Annotated in this window: 13 protein-coding genes; 1 reads left to right on the top strand and 12 read right to left on the bottom strand. The window is 69.0% G+C overall.

Features of this window, described 5'->3' with window-relative positions; genetic code table 11:
• Positions 1–63: 63 nt before the first annotated feature.
• Positions 64–1860 carry a peptidase M14 gene (locus RT282_RS07740; protein ID WP_313313065.1) on the bottom strand — a complete coding sequence of 599 codons (1797 nt, stop codon included), beginning with the start codon at positions 1858–1860 and terminating at the stop codon, positions 64–66.
• Positions 1861–1948: 88 nt separating this feature from the next.
• On the opposite strand from RT282_RS07740, the gene RT282_RS07745 reads away from it, so the two are divergent.
• Entirely contained in the window at positions 1949–5602 is a 3654-nt protein-coding gene (locus RT282_RS07745; RefSeq protein ID WP_313313067.1) for a hydantoinase B/oxoprolinase family protein, read from the top strand.
• Positions 5603–5695: 93 nt separating this feature from the next.
• Here the strand turns inward: RT282_RS07745 and mnhG are convergent, their stop codons facing one another.
• The 11 genes from mnhG to rpsA all read right to left on the bottom strand — a co-directional run bounded on the left by mnhG (position 5696) and on the right by rpsA (position 16070).
• Positions 5696–6073 carry a monovalent cation/H(+) antiporter subunit G gene (mnhG, locus tag RT282_RS07750; protein ID WP_312760408.1) on the bottom strand — a complete coding sequence of 126 codons (378 nt, stop codon included), beginning with the start codon at positions 6071–6073 and terminating at the stop codon, positions 5696–5698.
• Positions 6070–6351: a K+/H+ antiporter subunit F gene (locus tag RT282_RS07755; protein ID WP_312305819.1), complete on the bottom strand. Its 282-nt coding sequence runs from the start codon at positions 6349–6351 to the stop codon at positions 6070–6072. The genes mnhG and RT282_RS07755 overlap by 4 nt, the downstream gene beginning before the upstream one ends.
• Positions 6348–6842 (bottom strand): Na+/H+ antiporter subunit E, encoded by a 495-nt coding sequence (locus RT282_RS07760; RefSeq protein ID WP_313313069.1) that lies wholly within the window; start codon positions 6840–6842, stop codon positions 6348–6350. Before RT282_RS07760 ends, RT282_RS07755 begins: the two co-directional genes overlap by 4 nt.
• Positions 6839–8560 carry a monovalent cation/H+ antiporter subunit D gene (locus RT282_RS07765; RefSeq protein WP_313313070.1) on the bottom strand — a complete coding sequence of 574 codons (1722 nt, stop codon included), beginning with the start codon at positions 8558–8560 and terminating at the stop codon, positions 6839–6841. Before RT282_RS07765 ends, RT282_RS07760 begins: the two co-directional genes overlap by 4 nt.
• Positions 8557–8922 carry a Na+/H+ antiporter subunit C gene (locus tag RT282_RS07770; protein ID WP_312305811.1) on the bottom strand — a complete coding sequence of 122 codons (366 nt, stop codon included), beginning with the start codon at positions 8920–8922 and terminating at the stop codon, positions 8557–8559. Before RT282_RS07770 ends, RT282_RS07765 begins: the two co-directional genes overlap by 4 nt.
• The gene (locus RT282_RS07775; protein ID WP_313313071.1) at positions 8922–11891 is read right to left on the bottom strand and encodes a monovalent cation/H+ antiporter subunit A; all 2970 of its coding nucleotides are present in this window, start codon (positions 11889–11891) and stop codon (positions 8922–8924) included. Before RT282_RS07775 ends, RT282_RS07770 begins: the two co-directional genes overlap by 1 nt.
• 112 nt (positions 11892–12003) lie before the next feature.
• Positions 12004–12324, bottom strand: coding sequence for a helix-hairpin-helix domain-containing protein (locus RT282_RS07780; RefSeq protein WP_313313072.1), 321 nt, complete (start codon positions 12322–12324; stop codon positions 12004–12006).
• A 30-nt stretch (positions 12325–12354) separates the two neighbouring features.
• Entirely contained in the window at positions 12355–13512 is a 1158-nt protein-coding gene (gene lapB, locus RT282_RS07785) for a lipopolysaccharide assembly protein LapB (protein ID WP_312759814.1), read from the bottom strand.
• Positions 13502–13822 (bottom strand): LapA family protein, encoded by a 321-nt coding sequence (locus tag RT282_RS07790; RefSeq protein ID WP_313313074.1) that lies wholly within the window; start codon positions 13820–13822, stop codon positions 13502–13504. The genes lapB and RT282_RS07790 overlap by 11 nt, the downstream gene beginning before the upstream one ends.
• A 148-nt stretch (positions 13823–13970) precedes the next feature.
• On the bottom strand, positions 13971–14261 hold the full coding sequence (locus RT282_RS07795; protein WP_312305798.1) for an integration host factor subunit beta: 291 nt from the start codon (positions 14259–14261) through the stop codon (positions 13971–13973).
• Between the two features lie 123 nt (positions 14262–14384).
• Entirely contained in the window at positions 14385–16070 is a 1686-nt protein-coding gene (gene rpsA, locus RT282_RS07800; RefSeq protein ID WP_313313075.1) for a 30S ribosomal protein S1, read from the bottom strand.
• Between the last annotated feature and the right edge of the window lie 113 nt (positions 16071–16183).

Consider the following 16183-nt stretch of genomic DNA (forward strand, 5'->3'; position numbering starts at 1 on the left):
GAAGGTCCATCGTACGCCGCTGCCAGCTTCTTGTCCGCGCGCTACCGCGGGGCTGGCCAGGCCTCAGCCCTGGTGCGCGTCCATGATGCGCTGCCACTCGTGCACCGCCGCCAGCGCCGTTTCCCTCTGCACGGTGTGCGCGAACTGGAAGGCAGCGCCGTGCACCGTCTCGTCGGGGAACTCGGTGATCAGCGTGACCGGCGCGTCGTGCGTGGTTTCCGACTGCATGCAGGCGATGCCGTGCAGCACCTCGAAGGGCATGGGCCCGGCGTGCAGTTCATACAGTGCGCGCTGGCGCGCGTTGAACTCGGCCAGCCCGGGCACGTCGGCCAGCCGTTGGCACACGGCCTCCAGCAGCGCGCGGGCGGGCTGCTGCCAGCCGACATGGTGGCGCAGGATCAGGAAGAAACCCTTGGGCAGCATCCACTGCCCGAAGCCGCGCGGCACGTAGCCCGACAGGGGGCGCGTCCACTCGTGCGCGGGGTAGCCGTGCAGGTTGACGTGCAGCCGCGCGCCCGAGCGGGCCAGCGCCTCCTGGCGCACCAGGCGCTCCAGCAGCGGCTCGCGGTCGCGGTATTCCACGTCGTCGCCCAGGGCGGTATAGCGCGCGGCGTGGTGCATGTGATCGCGGTGATGCGTGCACAGCTCGCGATGCAGGGCGTAGCCGTCGGGGTTCTCCAGCGCGACCAGGGCGAAGTGCGCGCCGGGCTGCGCCTGCAGCGCCTGCGCGGCGCGCAGCGCGCCGACGACGCCCGAGGTCTCGTTGGCGTGCTGGCCCGCGCTGATGAAGACCGGGTGCTGGCTGCCCGCGTGGTACTGGCCCCAGACCGTGCGGCCCTGGCGCGTGGGCGCGCTGAAGCGCTCGGCCGGCCAGGCGTGCAGGGTCTGCACGATGCGCTCGGGCGAAGGGGCGGTGGCCAGCAGGTGCAGAGGCTGGTTGTCCTCCGTGGGCGCGGCCAGCGCATCCTGCGCCGGTGCGTCGAAGGCGCGCAGTGCCACGTGCACGCGCACGGCGTCGGCACCGCCGCGCACGTCCGGCACGATCTGGCCGGGTTGCAGGCGCCGGTCGCCGGTGGGCCGGCCGCTGTGCTGCTGGAAAAATTCCAGCAGCGAGAAGTACAGCTCCTCGTGCAGCGCCTCCAGCGTGCTCACGGTCTCGCCGGCCCAGTCCAGTGGCTGCTCGTAGCCGGGCAGGTCGATGCGGATGTCCAGCCGCTCGAAGTACGGCTCCTGCTGCGGCCAGGGCTGGCTGCGCACGGCCTGCATGGCCAGGGCGAAGGCCTGCTCGTAGTCGGTGGTGACGGCCTCGTCGATCAGGTCGGCAAGGCCCGGCGCGGTTCCCACGCGCAGCCAGCCCGTGGGCGAGAGCACGGCGTCGCCGGCTGCATCCGTGTGGCGGCGGTTGGGCGCGTACACGCGCTGGTGCAGGCTGCGGCCGTCTTTCAGGTGCAGCTGCACGTCGTACCACGGCTGGTCGTCCGCGCGCTGCGACAGCTGCACGCCGCCTTCGGGCAGCAGGCTGCCCAGGGGGTAGGCCTCCAGGGCGAAGCGACGCTGCTCGCCCGCGGCCGCGCGCGGGTAGTGCACATGTGCGGCGGCCAGCTGCGTGCTGTCCACCTGGTCGATGAAGTGCTGCACCAGAGGCTTGTAGGCGCTGTGCAGCTGCGCCTGCACGCCGACGGCCGCCAGCTGGCGCTCGGCCTCGCGGCGGGCCGCGGCGCCCTCGAACAGCCAGCCCTGCAGGTGCCGGCCGCGCCACTGTGGCTGCGAGAAACGCTGCACCCAGACATGCAGGGTGCGCTCCAGCGTCACGTCCAGCAGCGGCGCGGGGCTGGTAATTGTCCCGTAGGGGTGATGCATGATTTGCCTATAAATTATCGGTAAATTGTGGCGGTTTCGCCGGTGCGGCACCGGTGGCGGGCCGGCCATTCCCTGAGGAGCTTTGCGCATGGCATCGAAATTCTGGCAGTTCTGGGTGGACCGGGGCGGCACCTTCACGGACATCGTGGGCCGCGGCCCCCATGGGGAGCTGGTCACGCACAAGCTGCTGTCGCACAACCCCGAGCAGTACCGCGACGCGGCGGTGGCCGGCATCCGCCACCTGTTGGGCCTGCCCCCGGGTGCGCCCGTCACGCCGCAGCAGGTGGAGTGCGTGAAGATGGGCACCACGGTGGCTACCAATGCGCTGCTGGAGCGCAAGGGCGAACCCACGCTGCTGGTCACCACGCGCGGCTTTCGCGACGCGCTGCGCATCGCATACCAGAACCGCCCGCGCCTGTTCGACCGCCACATCGTCCTGCCCGAGCTGCTGTACGAGCGCGTGATCGAGGCGCAGGAGCGCATCGGCGCGCATGGCGAGGTGCTGCAGCCGCTGGAGGAAGACCACCTGCGCGAGCGCCTGTGGGCCGCCCACGACGCGGGCCTGCGCAGCGTGGCCATCGTCTTCATGCATGGCTGGCGTTACACCCAGCACGAGGAGGCGGCCGCGCGCCTGGCGCGCGAAGCAGGCTTTACGCAGGTCAGCGTCTCGCACACCACCAGCCCGCTGATGAAGTTCGTCAGCCGCGGCGACACCACGGTGGTCGATGCCTACCTGTCGCCCATCCTGCGGCGCTATGTGGAGCAGGTGGAGGCCGAGATGCCCGGCGTGCCTTTGTTTTTCATGCAGTCCTCGGGCGGTCTGACCGAGGCGCACCACTTCCAGGGCAAGGACGCCATCCTGTCCGGCCCGGCCGGCGGCATCGTCGGCATGGCGCGCACGGCGCAGATGGCCTTCGGCGAAGCGGGCCAGGACGTGCGCGTGATCGGCTTCGACATGGGCGGAACGTCCACCGATGTCAGCCACTTCGCGGGCGAGTTCGAGCGCGAGTTCGAGACCCAGGTGGCGGGCGTGCGCATGCGTGCGCCCATGATGAGCATCCACACGGTGGCAGCGGGCGGCGGCTCCATCCTGGCATTCGATGGGGCGCGCTTTCGCGTCGGGCCGCACAGCGCTGGCGCGCACCCCGGCCCGGCCAGCTACCGCCGCGGCGGGCCGCTGGCGGTGACGGATGCCAACGTCATGGTCGGCAAGATCCAGCCGGCGTATTTCCCGCGGGTGTTCGGCCCGGCGGCCGACGAGGCGCTGGACGGCCTGGTGGTGCAGGAGCGCTTCGCCGCGCTGGCCGCGCAGACCGGCCGCAGCGGCGAGGACGTGGCCCACGGCTTCATCCAGATCGCCGTGCAGCAGATGGCCAATGCCATCAAGAAGATCTCGGTGGCGCGCGGCTACGACGTGACGCGCTACACGCTGCAGTGCTTTGGCGGCGCGGGCGGGCAGCACGCCTGCCTGGTGGCCGATGCGCTGGCCATGCCGCAGGTGCTGGTGCACCCGCTGGCGGGCGTGCTGTCAGCCTACGGCATGGGCCTGGCCGACCAGAGCGTGATGCGCGAGCAGGCGCTGGAGCTGCGGCTGCACGATTCGGCCATGCCGCAAATTGCCGCCGCGCTGGACGCGCTGGCCGAGGCCGCGCAGGCGCAAGTGGCCAGCGAGCAGGTGGCCTCCGGCGTGGTGGACGTGCGCCGGCGCGTGCACCTGCGCTACGAAGGCACGGACTCGGCCCTGGTCGTTCCCTTTGGCGATCTGGCCGCCGTGACGGCGGCGTTCGAGGCGGCCTACCGCCAGCGTTTTGCCTTTCTGATGCAGGGCAAGGCTTTGGTGGTGGAGGCGGTGTCGGTCGAGGCCGTGCTGGCCGCCGACGTGGCCTCCGAGCGCACGCATGAACTGCACCCGCCGCGCGAGGTGCCGCGGCGCGAGACGGTGCGCGTGTTCACCACCGGCATCGATGGCACCCCCGCCTGGCACGACGCGGCCCTGGTGGTGCGGGACGAGCTGCGGCCCGGCGACGAGATCGACGGCCCGGCCATCATTGCCGAGAAGAACGCCACCACCGTGGTCGAGCCGGGCTGGCGCGCCCGCTTGACCGCGCTGGATCACCTGCTGCTGACCCGGCACGCGCCGCGCCCGGCGCGCCAGGCCGCCGGCACCACGGTGGACCCGGTGCTGCTGGAAGTGTTCAACAACCTGTTCATGAACATCGCCGAGCAGATGGGCTTGCAGCTGCAGAACACGGCCTACTCCGTCAACATCAAGGAGCGGCTGGACTTCTCGTGCGCGCTGTTTGACGGCCAGGGCCTGCTGATCGCCAACGCGCCGCACATGCCGGTGCACTTGGGGTCCATGGGCGAGAGCATCCGCACCGTGATCGAGCGCAACCGTGGCCGCATGCAGCGCGGCGATGTCTTTGTGCTGAACGACCCCTACCACGGTGGCACACACCTGCCGGACATCACCGTCATCACGCCGGTCTACATCGGCGATGCGGCCGAACCCACCTTCTACGTGGGCAGCCGCGGCCACCATGCCGACGTGGGCGGGGTCACGCCGGGCTCCATGCCGCCGTTTTCCACCCGCATCGAAGAAGAAGGCGTGCAGCTGGACAACGTGAAGCTGGTGGAGGCCGGCGTGCTGCAGGAGGAGCGCATCATCGCCCTGCTGCAGGGCGGCGAGTATCCCAGCCGCAACCCGCAGCAGAACCTGGCCGACCTGAAGGCGCAGATCGCCGCCAACGAAAAGGGTGTGCAGGAACTGCAGCGCATGGTCCAGCAGTTCGGCCTGCCCGTGGTGCAGGCCTACATGCAGCACGTGCAGGACAACGCCGAGGAATCGGTGCGCCGCGCCATCACGCGCCTGGCCGCACGCCTGTCGGATGGCCGCTTCACGCTGCCGCTGGACAACGGCGCGCAGATCACCGTGGCGGTGCGCATCGATGCGGCGCAGCGCAGCGCCGTGATCGACTTCACCGGCACCAGCGCCCAGCAGGCCAACAACTTCAATGCGCCCACGGCGGTGTGCATGGCGGCCGTGCTCTATGTGTTCCGCTCGCTGGTGGATGACGACATTCCGCTGAACGCCGGCTGCCTCAAGCCGCTGGAGGTCATCATCCCGCCGGGTTGCATGCTCAATCCGAATCCGCCGGCCTCGGTGGTGGCGGGCAACGTGGAGACGTCGTCATGCATCACCAACGCGCTGCTGGGTGCCCTGGGCGTGTCGGCGGCCAGCCAGTGCACGATGAACAACTTCACCTTCGGTGACGAGCGCTACCAGTACTACGAGACCATCTCCGGCGGCAGCGGTGCGGGCGGTGAGTTCGACGACGTCGGCGCGCTGGTGGGCGGCTTTGCCGGCACCAGCGTGGTGCAGACGCACATGACCAACTCGCGCCTGACCGATCCGGAGGTGCTGGAGTTCCGCTTTCCCGTGCTGTTGGAGAGCTTTGCCATCCGCAAGGGTTCGGGCGGCGGGGGGCGCTGGGCGGGCGGCGACGGCGGCGTGCGGCGTGTGCGCTTCCTGGCGCCCATGACGGCCAGCATCCTGTCCAACGGCCGGGTGCACGGAGCCTTCGGCATGGCCGGGGGCGAAGCCGGCGCGCCGGGCGTGAACCGCGTGGTGCGCGCGGGCGGGCGGGTGGAGGCGCTGCAGCACATCGCCCAGGTGAGCATGGAGCCGGGCGATGTGTTCGAGATCCAGACGCCGGGCGGCGGGGGCTTCGGGGCGGCCTGAAGTGTTTTGCAGGGGTTTGGGGTCAAATCGGCCTCAAACCCTTATGCATCAAGCGCTGGCAGCTACTCTTTTGATAGTGCTGCGTCAGTGGGCTCAGGAGTCCTGCTCGCCCTCGTAGATGTGCGTGGTGCGGCTCAGGCTGGGCGGCACCTTCTCGCCCATGCGCCGGGCCCGGAACAGCGCCGCGCGCATCAGGAAGATGGTGGTGACGGGCACCGTCACGGCGATGAACAGGGCGATCAGCAGCGCGTGCAGGGCCAGCTTGTCCGTGACCGAAAAGTAGATCAGCGTGGCGTGCATGGTGAGCCAGCAGCCCAGCGTGGCGATGATGGACGGGGCGTGCACGCGCTCGAAGTAGCTCTTGAGGCGCAGCAGTCCGAACGAGCCCATGAAGGCCACGAAGGCCCCGGCCAGCACCAGCGCCGAAATGGCGATGTCCAGCCACAGGGGCAGGGGAGTCGCGGGCGTCATTCGATCACCTCCCCGCGCAGCAGGAACTTGGCCAGCGCGGTGGAGCTGACGAAGCCCAGCAGGGCGATCAGCATGGCCGCCTCGAAGTAGTTGGTGCTGCTGTAGTACATGCCCAGCAGCAGCATGAACAGCATGCCGTTCAGGTACATGCAGTCCAGTGCCAGGATGCGGTCCTGCGCGTTCGGGCCCCAGGCCACGCGCGCCAGGCACAGCACCATGGCCAGTGCCAGCACCAGCATGGCGGCGGGCAGCGCCCAGGACAGGACGGGGCTGGTCATGACTCGAAAATCTCCATCAGCGGTCGCTCGTAGCGGGTCTTTACGTGCTGCACGATGGCTTCGGCGTCGTGCACCTCCAGCACGTGCAGCATGAGCAGCGAACGGTCCAGCGACAGCTCGGCCCAGGAGGTACCGGGCGTGATGCACACGATCATCGCCAGCACAGCCAGGGCGTTGGGGTCGCGCAGCTCCAGCGGGATGGTCACGAAGTCCGAGGCGTGGCGCGGCGGGCCCGGACGCAGGAGCGCACGCAGCACGGCGATGTTGGACTCGGTCGTATCCACCATCACGATGAAGCACAGTCGCAGGATGGTCAGCGGCCGGCTCACGCGCACCGATTGCGGCCGCAGCGAGGCGAACACCAGCGGCAGCGCCACGGCCAGCAGCGCCGCCAGGAGCAGGTGGCCGGCGCTGGTGGAGTGGTTGAGCACCAGCCAGACGATGAACAGGCCCAGCGAGACCAGCGGGGCGGGCAGCAGCTTCTTGATCATTGGGCCGCTCCCGGCGTGACGGACGGGACGGGCGCGGCCGTGGGGCTGGGCACGGGCTGCGTCTGCAGCACGGCACGGATGTAGGTGTCCGGCGCGTGCAGGGAATTGGCCGCCGCCTGGGTGAAGCGCATCACGGGCTCGGCGCCCAGGGTGAGCGCCACGCAGGCCGACAGCAGCGCGGCCACGGGCAGGCCCTCGAGCACATGCAGGCGCGGCGCCAGCCGTTCCGAGGTGGTCCAGAAGTGGCGTATGCCGGCGCGCGTCAGGGCCATGAGCGACAGCAGCCCCGTGCCGATCAGCAGCGCCAGCAGCGCCCAGCCGGCCGCGCCGGGCCGCACTCCGGCGGACGAGCCCAGGCCCAGCGGGTTGAGCAGGGCCGTCAGCATGGCGAACTTGCCCACGAAGCCCGACAGCGGCGGCATGCCGGCGATGACCAGGGTGCACATCAACCAGGCCAGGCCCAGCAGCGCGGCGGCGGCGGGAATGGCGCGGCCGACCAGCACTTCTTCCTCGTCGTCCAGGTTCAGGCCGGAGCCCGGCACCAGCTCGGGCGTGAGGAAAGGGGCTTCCTCGCCATCGTCGGCGCTCAGCGCCGTGCCGTCGGTGCGCCAGCGCTCGATCAGGTCGGCCAGCAGGAACAGCGCGGCAATCGCCATGGTGGAGCCAGGCAGGTAGTACAGCATGGCGGCCGTGAGCTGGTTCTGGCCGAAGCCGGCCGCCGCCAGCACCGTGCCGGAGGACAGCAGCGCCGCAAAACCCGCCTGCTGCGTCGCCCGCTGCGAGGCCATCATGCCGATGGCACCGAAGGCCATGGTCACCATGCCAGCGCCCACCAGCCAGGCGCCACCGAACAGGGCGGAGGCGCCGGCCTCGCTGCCGAACATCAGCGTCCACAGGCGCAGCAGGGTATAGATGCCGACCTTGGTCATCACGGCGAACAGCGCACCCACGGGGGCCGTGGCGGCGCTGTAGGCGGGCACCAGCCAGAAGTTCAGCGGCCACACGGCGGCCTTGATCAGGAAGGCGGTCGCCAGGATGCCGGCAGCCGCGTGCAGCAAGCCCAAGTCCTGCGCGGCGACCAGCGGCACGCAGCGCGCCAGATCGGCCATGTTCAGCGTGCCGGTGATGCCGTACAGCATGGAGGCGCCGACCAGGAACAGCGAGGATGCGGCCAGGTTGATGGCGATGTAGTGCAGGCCCGACTGCACGCGCGCCCGCCCCGAGCCATGCAGCAGCAGCCCGTAGGAGGCGGCCAGCATGATCTCGAAGAACACGAACAGGTTGAACAGGTCGCCGGTCAGGAAGGCACCCGCCAGGCCCATCAGCTGCAGCTGGTACAGCGTGTGGAAGTGCACGCCCGCGCGGTGCCAGCGCGTGCCGGCGAAGACGATGGCGCACAGGGCGATGGCGCTGGTCAGCACCAGCATCAGCGCGCTCAGGCGGTCCAGCACCAGCACGATGCCGAACGGCGCCGCCCAGTTGCCCTGCAGGTACACGCCCATGCCGGCAGGAGAGCTGGCCTGGTGCGTCCAGCGCAGCAGCGCCACGGCGATCAGCAGGCCCAGCGCCGTGGAGGCGATGTTCAGCGCCAGCTTGACGCGCTGGCGTTCTTCGCGCATCAGCAGCGTGAGCGTGGCGGTGAACAGCGGCAGCGCGATCGGCGCCAGCATCAGGTGTGGCATGAAGCGGCCGGCCAGCTCGGATAGCAACAGGCTCATGGCATTTCCTGGCTGCCCGGGGCCTGGGTGCCGTCCACATGGTCGGTGCCGCTGATGCCGCGCGAGGCCAGCAGCACCACCAGGAACAGCGCCGTCATGGCAAAGCCGATGACGATGGCGGTGAGCACCAGCGCCTGGGGCAGCGGGTCGGCGTAGTTCTGCAGGTTTTGCGGCACGCCGGGGATGAGGACCGGCTCCTTGCCCACGGCCAGGCCGAGGCGGCCCATGCTGAAGATGAACAGGTTCACGGCGTACGACAGCAGCGACAGGCCCATGATGATCTGGAAGGTGCGCGGGCGCAGCAGCAGCCACACGCCCGAGCCGGTGAGCACGCCGATGGCCAGCGCCAGTATGAGTTCCATCAGCGTGCTCCCTTGGGTGCGTGTGCGGGCTCGTCGTCGTAGCTGACGACGGCCGACAGGGCCAGCTGTTCCTCCTCCAGCAGGCGCGCATGCCAGCGGTGGCTGCGCACCGATTGGTGGGCGATGGCGGTGAGGATCAGCAGCGTTGCCCCCACGACCAGGGCGAACACGCCGGCGTCGAAGAAGATGGCGCTGGCCAGGTGCACGTCGCCCACCAGTGGCAGGTGCAGGTGCGCCATGTGGCTGGTCAGGAAGGGGTAGCCCAGCACCACTGAGCCCAGGCCGGTGCCCAGGGCCAGCAGCATGCCGGCGGCGATCCAGCGGCGTGGGAACAGGCGCATGTGCGCTTCCACCCAAGCGGTGCCGGAGACGATGTACTGCAGCACCAGGCCGACGGAGAACACCAGGCCGGCCACGAAGCCGCCGCCCGGCTTGTCGTGCCCGCGCATGAACAGGTAGACGGCCACCAGCGCCGTGAAGGGCAGCAGCAGACGCACCAGCACGGCCGGCACCATCAGGTAGCCGATGGCTGTGTCGGCGGCGCCGCGCGGGTTCAGCAGGTCGGTCTGCAGGTCGGCGGGCAGGTAGCGTTGCTGCTCGGGCAGGTCCATGGCTTCGCCGGCGGGACGAAAGCGCCGCAGCAGCGCATACACCGTCAGCGCCACGATGCCCAGCACCACGATTTCGCCGAAGGTGTCGAAGCCGCGGAAGTCCACCAGCATGACGTTGACCACATTGGTGCCGCCGCCCTCGGACAGCGCGCGTTGCAGGAAGAAGGTGGAGGTGCTGGCGGCGAACGGCCGATTCATCATGGCCATGGCCAGCCAGGCCATGCCGCCGCCGGCCGCCAGCGCCAGGCCCAAGTCGCGCAGGCGGCGCAGGCGCGCCTGCAGGGCGCTGGGGTCGGCCGCGGGCAGGCTGGCGTCGCGCCGGGGAAGCCAGCGCAGGCCGAGCAGGATCAGGATGGTGGTCACCACCTCTACCGACAGCTGGGTCAGCGCCAGGTCGGGCGCGGAGAACCACAGGAAGGTGATGCACACGCACAGCCCGGCGCCCCCCATGAAAACGAGTGCCGCCAGCCGGTGGTACTTGGCCTGCCAGGCCGCTGCCAGAGCGCACACGGCCCCTATCGTCCACAGCAGCACGAAAGAGGCGGACACCGGCAGCAGCGTGCGGCCCTCGCCGCCCGTGCCGCTGGCCAGCAGCACGGGCAGGGCGCCGGCCACCAGTGTGGCCAGCACCAGCCACAGCATCTGCCACTGCAGCCGACTGGTGGACAGTGCGCGGCGGGCCGTGCGGCTGGCATTGGACAGCAGCGCCAGAACGTGCTCGAAGATGCGCTTGCCGTCGATGCGGTACATCAGCGGGGGCACGTCCATCAGGCCCGCGCTGCGCTGGCGGCGCACGAACAGGTACAGCACCGTGCCGCCCGCCAGCGCCACCAGGCTCATGACGAACGGGGTGTTCACCCCGTGCCACAGCGCCAGGCTGAAGGGTGGCAGGTCGCCCACTACGGGCAGTGCGGCAGCGTTCAGGTAGCTGCCCACGGCCCAGGCGGGGAAGATGCCCACCACTAGGCAGATCAGCACCAGCAGCTCGACGGGCACGCGCATCCAGTGCGGCGGCTCGTGCGGCTCGTGCGGCAGGTCGCGCGCCGGCGGACCGCCGAACACGTCCAGCACGAAGCGCAGCGAATAGGCCACGCTGAACATGCCGGCCACGGTGGCCGCGGCCGGCAGCAGCGTGGCCACCAGCGGCGAGGCGTTCAGGTAAACCGTTTCGGCAAAAAACATCTCCTTGGACAGAAAGCCGTTGAGCAGCGGCACGCCCGCCATGGCCGCGCTGGCCACGGCGGCCAGCGTGGCGGTGATGGGCATCATCACGCGCAGGCCCGACAGGCGGCGGATATCGCGCGTGCCGCTTTCGTGGTCCACGATGCCCGCGGCCATGAACAGCGAGGCCTTGAACGTTGCGTGGTTCATGATGTGGAACACGGCCGCGACGGCCGCCAGCCGGCTGTTGAGCCCCAGCAGCAGCACGATCAGGCCCAGGTGCGAGATGGTGGAATAAGCCAGCAGCCCCTTCAGGTCGTTCTGGAAGATGGCCGCGTAGCCGCCCACCAGCAGCGTGCACACGCCCGCGCCGCCCACCAGCCAGAACCAGGCGTCGGTGTCGCCCAGTACGGGCCACAGCCGCGCCAGCAGGAATACGCCCGCCTTGACCATGGTGGCCGAGTGCAGATAGGCGGATACCGGCGTGGGTGCGGCCATGGCGTGCGGCAGCCAGAAGTGGAAGGGAAACTGCGCGCTCTTGGTGAAGGCACCCAGCAGCACCAGCACCAGCACCGTCAGATACAAGGGGTGGCCGCGCACCAGTTCGGCTGACTTCAGCACGTGGTCCATGTCGTAGCTGCCCACGATGTGGCCCAGAACCAGCACGCCGGCCAGCAGGCATAGGCCGCCCGTGGCCGTCACCGTCAGCGCCATGCGCGCGCCGCGCCGCGCATCCTGCCGGTGGTGCCAGTAGCCGATCAGCAGGAAGGAGAACAGGCTGGTGAGCTCCCAGAAGAACACCAGCAGCACCAGGTTGCCCGAAAGCACCACCCCGGCCATGGCGCCCATGAAAGCCAGGAAGAAGGAGAAAAAGCGCGGCACCGGGTCGTCCGGCGACATGTAATAGCGTGCGTACAACACCACCAGCGTGCCGATGCCGAAGATCAGCATGGCGAACATCCACGCGAAGCCGTCCATACGGATGGACAGCTGCAGGCCCAGCGCGGGCAGCCAGTCGATGTCCTCGCGCAGCACGCCTCCATCCTGAATGCCTGGAAACGCCAGGGCCGTCTGCACAGTGCAAAACAGCGCCACCACTCCCGCCAGCGTGGACTCCGTATTGCGCGCGTTGGCCGGCAGCACGGCGGCCAGCAGGCTTGCGACGAAGGGCAGCAGGATAAGGAAAACCAAAGACATCAGCAGCCCATTTTAGGGGTAAGTCCCTGGCGGCCGTGCTATGAAAAACCGAGCTGCCGCCGGGCTTTGGGCCGCGCTTACCGGCCATTCATGGCAGGCACTGCCGAGCAGCTCAGCGACCGGCTGGGGGAGCGGGCTCAGGCGCGGCGCCGTAGGGCTGCCCGGCTACCCGCAGGCCCTGCTGCGACAGGCGTGCCGCCGACGCCGGGCCGATGCCCTTGACGCGGGCGATCAGGTCGCGCCATCCGTCGAAGGGTCGCTCGCCGCGCGCTGCCAGAATGCGCCGGGTGGTGGCAGGCCCCAGGCCGTTGACGCCGTCGAGCTGCGCTTCAGTGGCCTGATTGGCTTCGATGATGCCCGGCGTGGCGGGCTGCGCGGCTGCCGGCAGGGCCAGGAAGAGGGTGGCCAACGCTGCAGAGAGGGTCTTGCGCATCGGGTACCTCCTAGACGGGCGAGTGGCGCCCTAGAGTTCTTCCACCCGCCGGGCGGGGTAGCTGTCCCAGGTCTGGCAGCCTGGGCATTGCCAGAAGTGCTGGCGCGCCTCGAAGCCGCACGCGGCGCAGCGGTAGCGCGTCAGCGGTTTGCTGGCATGCTCCAGCGCGCGCTGCACCTGGGGCTGGACCTCGGGCTGGGCCAGTTGCTCGCCGGCCAGCCAGCGCGTGGCCGCCACCAGCGAAGGTTCATGCTCCAGGTGGCGCACGTACCAGCCGCGTGCCACGGCGCTGCCCTGGGGCCCAGCGGTTTCGAGGGCAACGATGGCCTCCAGCAGATCCAGCGCCGGCATCTGCTCGTAGTGGTGCACCAGCAGGGCATGGGCCTGCGGCGCCTTGCCGGCTTGGCCGGCTACCTCCACCAGCAGGGATGCGGCCAAGGGCAGGGCTGCGGGGGTGGCGTCGGCCAGGCTGGTCAGGGCCTGCAGCGCGGCATCCGCGTTACCCATGCGCTGGTGCAGGCGGGCCAGCTCGATGCGGGCGCGGGCGGCCTGGGGCGCGGTGTCGACGGCCCGTTCCAGCAGCGTGCGCGCGGCATCCAGCTCGCCGTGGGAAGCATGGGTCAGGGCTTGCTCGCACAGGTAGTGCGCCTGGCGGGTGCTGAAGTCGCCCTGGTGCGCGGCCTGCATACGCTGGGCGATGTCGCTCGCCTGGGGCCAGTCGCGCGAGCGCTCGTAGATGGCCAGCAGTGCCATGCGGGCTTGGGCCTCGAAGGCCGTGCCTTCCAGGCGGCGCAGGGCGTCTTCCGCACGGTCCAGCAGGCCGGCCTTCAGAAAATCCAGCGCCAGCGCGTGCTGGGCGCGCTCGCGGTCGGTACGGCTCAAATCGCCGCGCGAAAGCAGGTGCTCGTGCACGCGTACGGCGCGGTTGTATTCGCCACGGCGGCGGAACAGGTTGCCCAGGGCGAAGTGCAGTTCGGTGGTGTCCGGGTCGTTCTGCACGGCCTCGATGAAGGCGTCGATAGCCTGGTCCTGCTGTTCGTTGAGCAGGTAGTTCAGGCCCTTGAAGTAAGCCTTGGGCGCGCGGCGGCTGTCCTCGCGCAGCTGGCGCATGTCCAGCCGCGAGGCCAGCCAGCCCAGGCCGAAGGCGATGGGCAGGCCCAGGACGATCCAGCTCAGGTCAAATTCCATGGAGGGGCGACTGGGCCAGGGCAGCTTCGGTTTCCGAGGGAGGCAGTGTGGCGGGCGCAGGGGTCGCGGCGGTGGGTGGACCGGCCGGCGTGCGGCGCGCAGCGTTGCGGTGGTGCCACCAGCGCGGCACCATGCCCAGCACGCCCACGATCAAACCCAGCGCGAAGGCGCTCAGCACCACCAGCACCAGCGGCGCCGTCCACTGCGTGCCAAAGAAGAAATGCACGGTGGCGCTTTGCTGGTTGTTCAGCGCAAAGGCGAACAGGGTGAAAAAAATGGCTGCCTTGAGCAGCCACAGCAGGTATTTCATGCGTCACGTCCCGATTGGCCGGGCCATTCTACGTGTACGCAGGGCCGTTGGGGTGCATGGGCGGGTTGTCACGCGATACAAGCCAAATCTGCCTCCAGCCCTTTCCCGGCAAGCGCTGGCAGCTATTGCTTTGATAGTGGAAGGAGGCTCAGACCGGGTTGCGCTGGTCCACGGCCTCGCGCAAGGCCTTGCCGGGCTTGAAGTGGGGTACGCGCTTTTCCGGGATCTGCACGGCCTGGCCGGTGCGGGGGTTGCGGCCCATGCGGGGTGGACGGTGGTTGACCGAGAAGCTGCCGAAGCCGCGGATCTCGATGCGGTGGCCGCGCACCAACGCGTCGCTCACGGCATCCAGGATGGTCTTGACGGCGAACTCGGCATCGCGCTGGGTGAGCTGGGCGAAGCGCGCCGCAAGCTCCTCGACAAGGTCGGATCGGGTCATGGCTGTGGCCTTTGGGCTGTTGAAGAAGGAGCGGGCGCCCGAGGCGCCCGCTGCTGGGGGCCGACGCCGAAGCGCCGGCCTGCGGACAGGCCCGCCAGGGGCCCGCCGCTGTCGCCGTATGGCTTACTTGTCGGAGTTGTCCAGCTTGGCGCGCAGCAGGGCGCCCAGGCTGGTCGTGCCGGCGTTTTCCTTGGCCGACTGGGCCGACAGGTGGGCCATGGCGCCTTGCTCGTCAGCCATGTCCTTTTGCTTGATGGACAGCTGGATGTTGCGCGTCTTGCGGTCCACATTGACCACCACGGCGCTGACTTCGTCGCCTTCCTTGAGCACGTTGCGGGCATCTTCCACGCGGTCGCGGGAGATTTCCGAGGCACGCAGGTAGCCGACGATGTCCTGGCCCAGATCGATCTCGGCGCCGCGCGCGTCAACCGTCTTGACCTTGCCGGACACGATCTGGCCCTTGTCGTTCACCGTCACGAAGGTGGTGAAGGGGTCCTGGTCGAGCTGCTTGATGCCCAGCGAGATGCGCTCGCGGTCCACGTCCACGGCCAGCACGATGGCTTCGACTTCCTGGCCCTTCTTGTAGTTGCGCACGGCGGCTTCGCCGGGCTCGTTCCAGGACAGGTCGGACAGGTGCACCAGGCCGTCGATGCCGGCAGCCAGGCCCACGAACACGCCGAAGTCGGTGATGGACTTGATCGGGCCCTTGACGCGGTCGCCGCGCTTGGTGTTCTGCGCGAATTCCTGCCAGGGGTTGGCCTTGCACTGCTTCATGCCCAGGCTGATGCGGCGCTTGTCTTCGTCGATGTCCAGCACCATGACTTCGACCTCGTCGCCCAGGCTGACCAGCTTGGAGGGGGCCACGTTCTTGTTGGTCCAGTCCATCTCGGAGACGTGCACCAGGCCTTCGATGCCGGGCTCCAGCTCGACGAACGCGCCGTAGTCGGCGATGTTCGTGACCTTGCCGAACAGACGCGTGCCCGAGGGGTAGCGGCGCGACACGCCCAGCCACGGGTCGTCGCCCATTTGCTTGAGGCCCAGCGAGACGCGGTTCTTCTCGGTGTCGAACTTGAGGATCTTGGCCGTGATTTCCTGACCAGCCTGCACCACCTCGGAGGGGTGGCGGACACGGCGCCATGCCATGTCGGTGATGTGCAGCAGGCCGTCGATGCCGCCCAGGTCCACGAACGCACCGTACTCGGTGATGTTCTTGACCACGCCGTTGACGATGGCGCCTTCCTTCAGCGTTTCCATCAGCTTGGCGCGCTCTTCGCCCATGGAGGCTTCCACCACGGCGCGGCGGGAGAGCACCACGTTGTTGCGCTTGCGGTCGAGCTTGATGACCTTGAATTCCAGGGTCTTGTTCTCGTAGGGGGTCAGGTCCTTGACGGGGCGCGTGTCGATCAGCGAGCCGGGCAGGAAGGCGCGGATGCCGTTGACCAGCACCGTCAGGCCACCCTTGACCTTGCCGGTGGTGGTGCCGGTGACGAATTCGCCGGACTCCAGGGCCTTTTCCAGGGCCAGCCAGGAGGCCAGGCGCTTGGCGGTGTCGCGCGACAGGATGGTGTCGCCGTAGCCGTTTTCGATCGAGCCGATGGCGACCGACACAAAGTCGCCCACCTGGACTTCGATCTCGCCCTGGTCGTTCTTGAATTCGTCGATCGGCACGTAGGCTTCGGACTTCAGGCCGGCATTCACGACCACGAAGTTGTGCTCGACGCGCACCACTTCAGCAGTGATGACTTCGCCAGGACGCATTTCCGTGCGTTGCAGCGACTCTTCGAACAGGGCGGCAAAAGATTCAGACATGTGGTTCCTTGTCCGCTGTCAGGTTTCCACGGGCACCATTGCCCGTGTTGCTATGACTGCCAGCGGGGGTATTGCGGCATCGCGCCGCGGGGTTGAGGGTGAAAGAACCGCAC

The sequence above is a fragment of the Pulveribacter sp. genome (genome assembly GCF_032079985.1).
Taxonomy (GTDB): Bacteria; Pseudomonadota; Gammaproteobacteria; order Burkholderiales; family Burkholderiaceae_C; genus Melaminivora.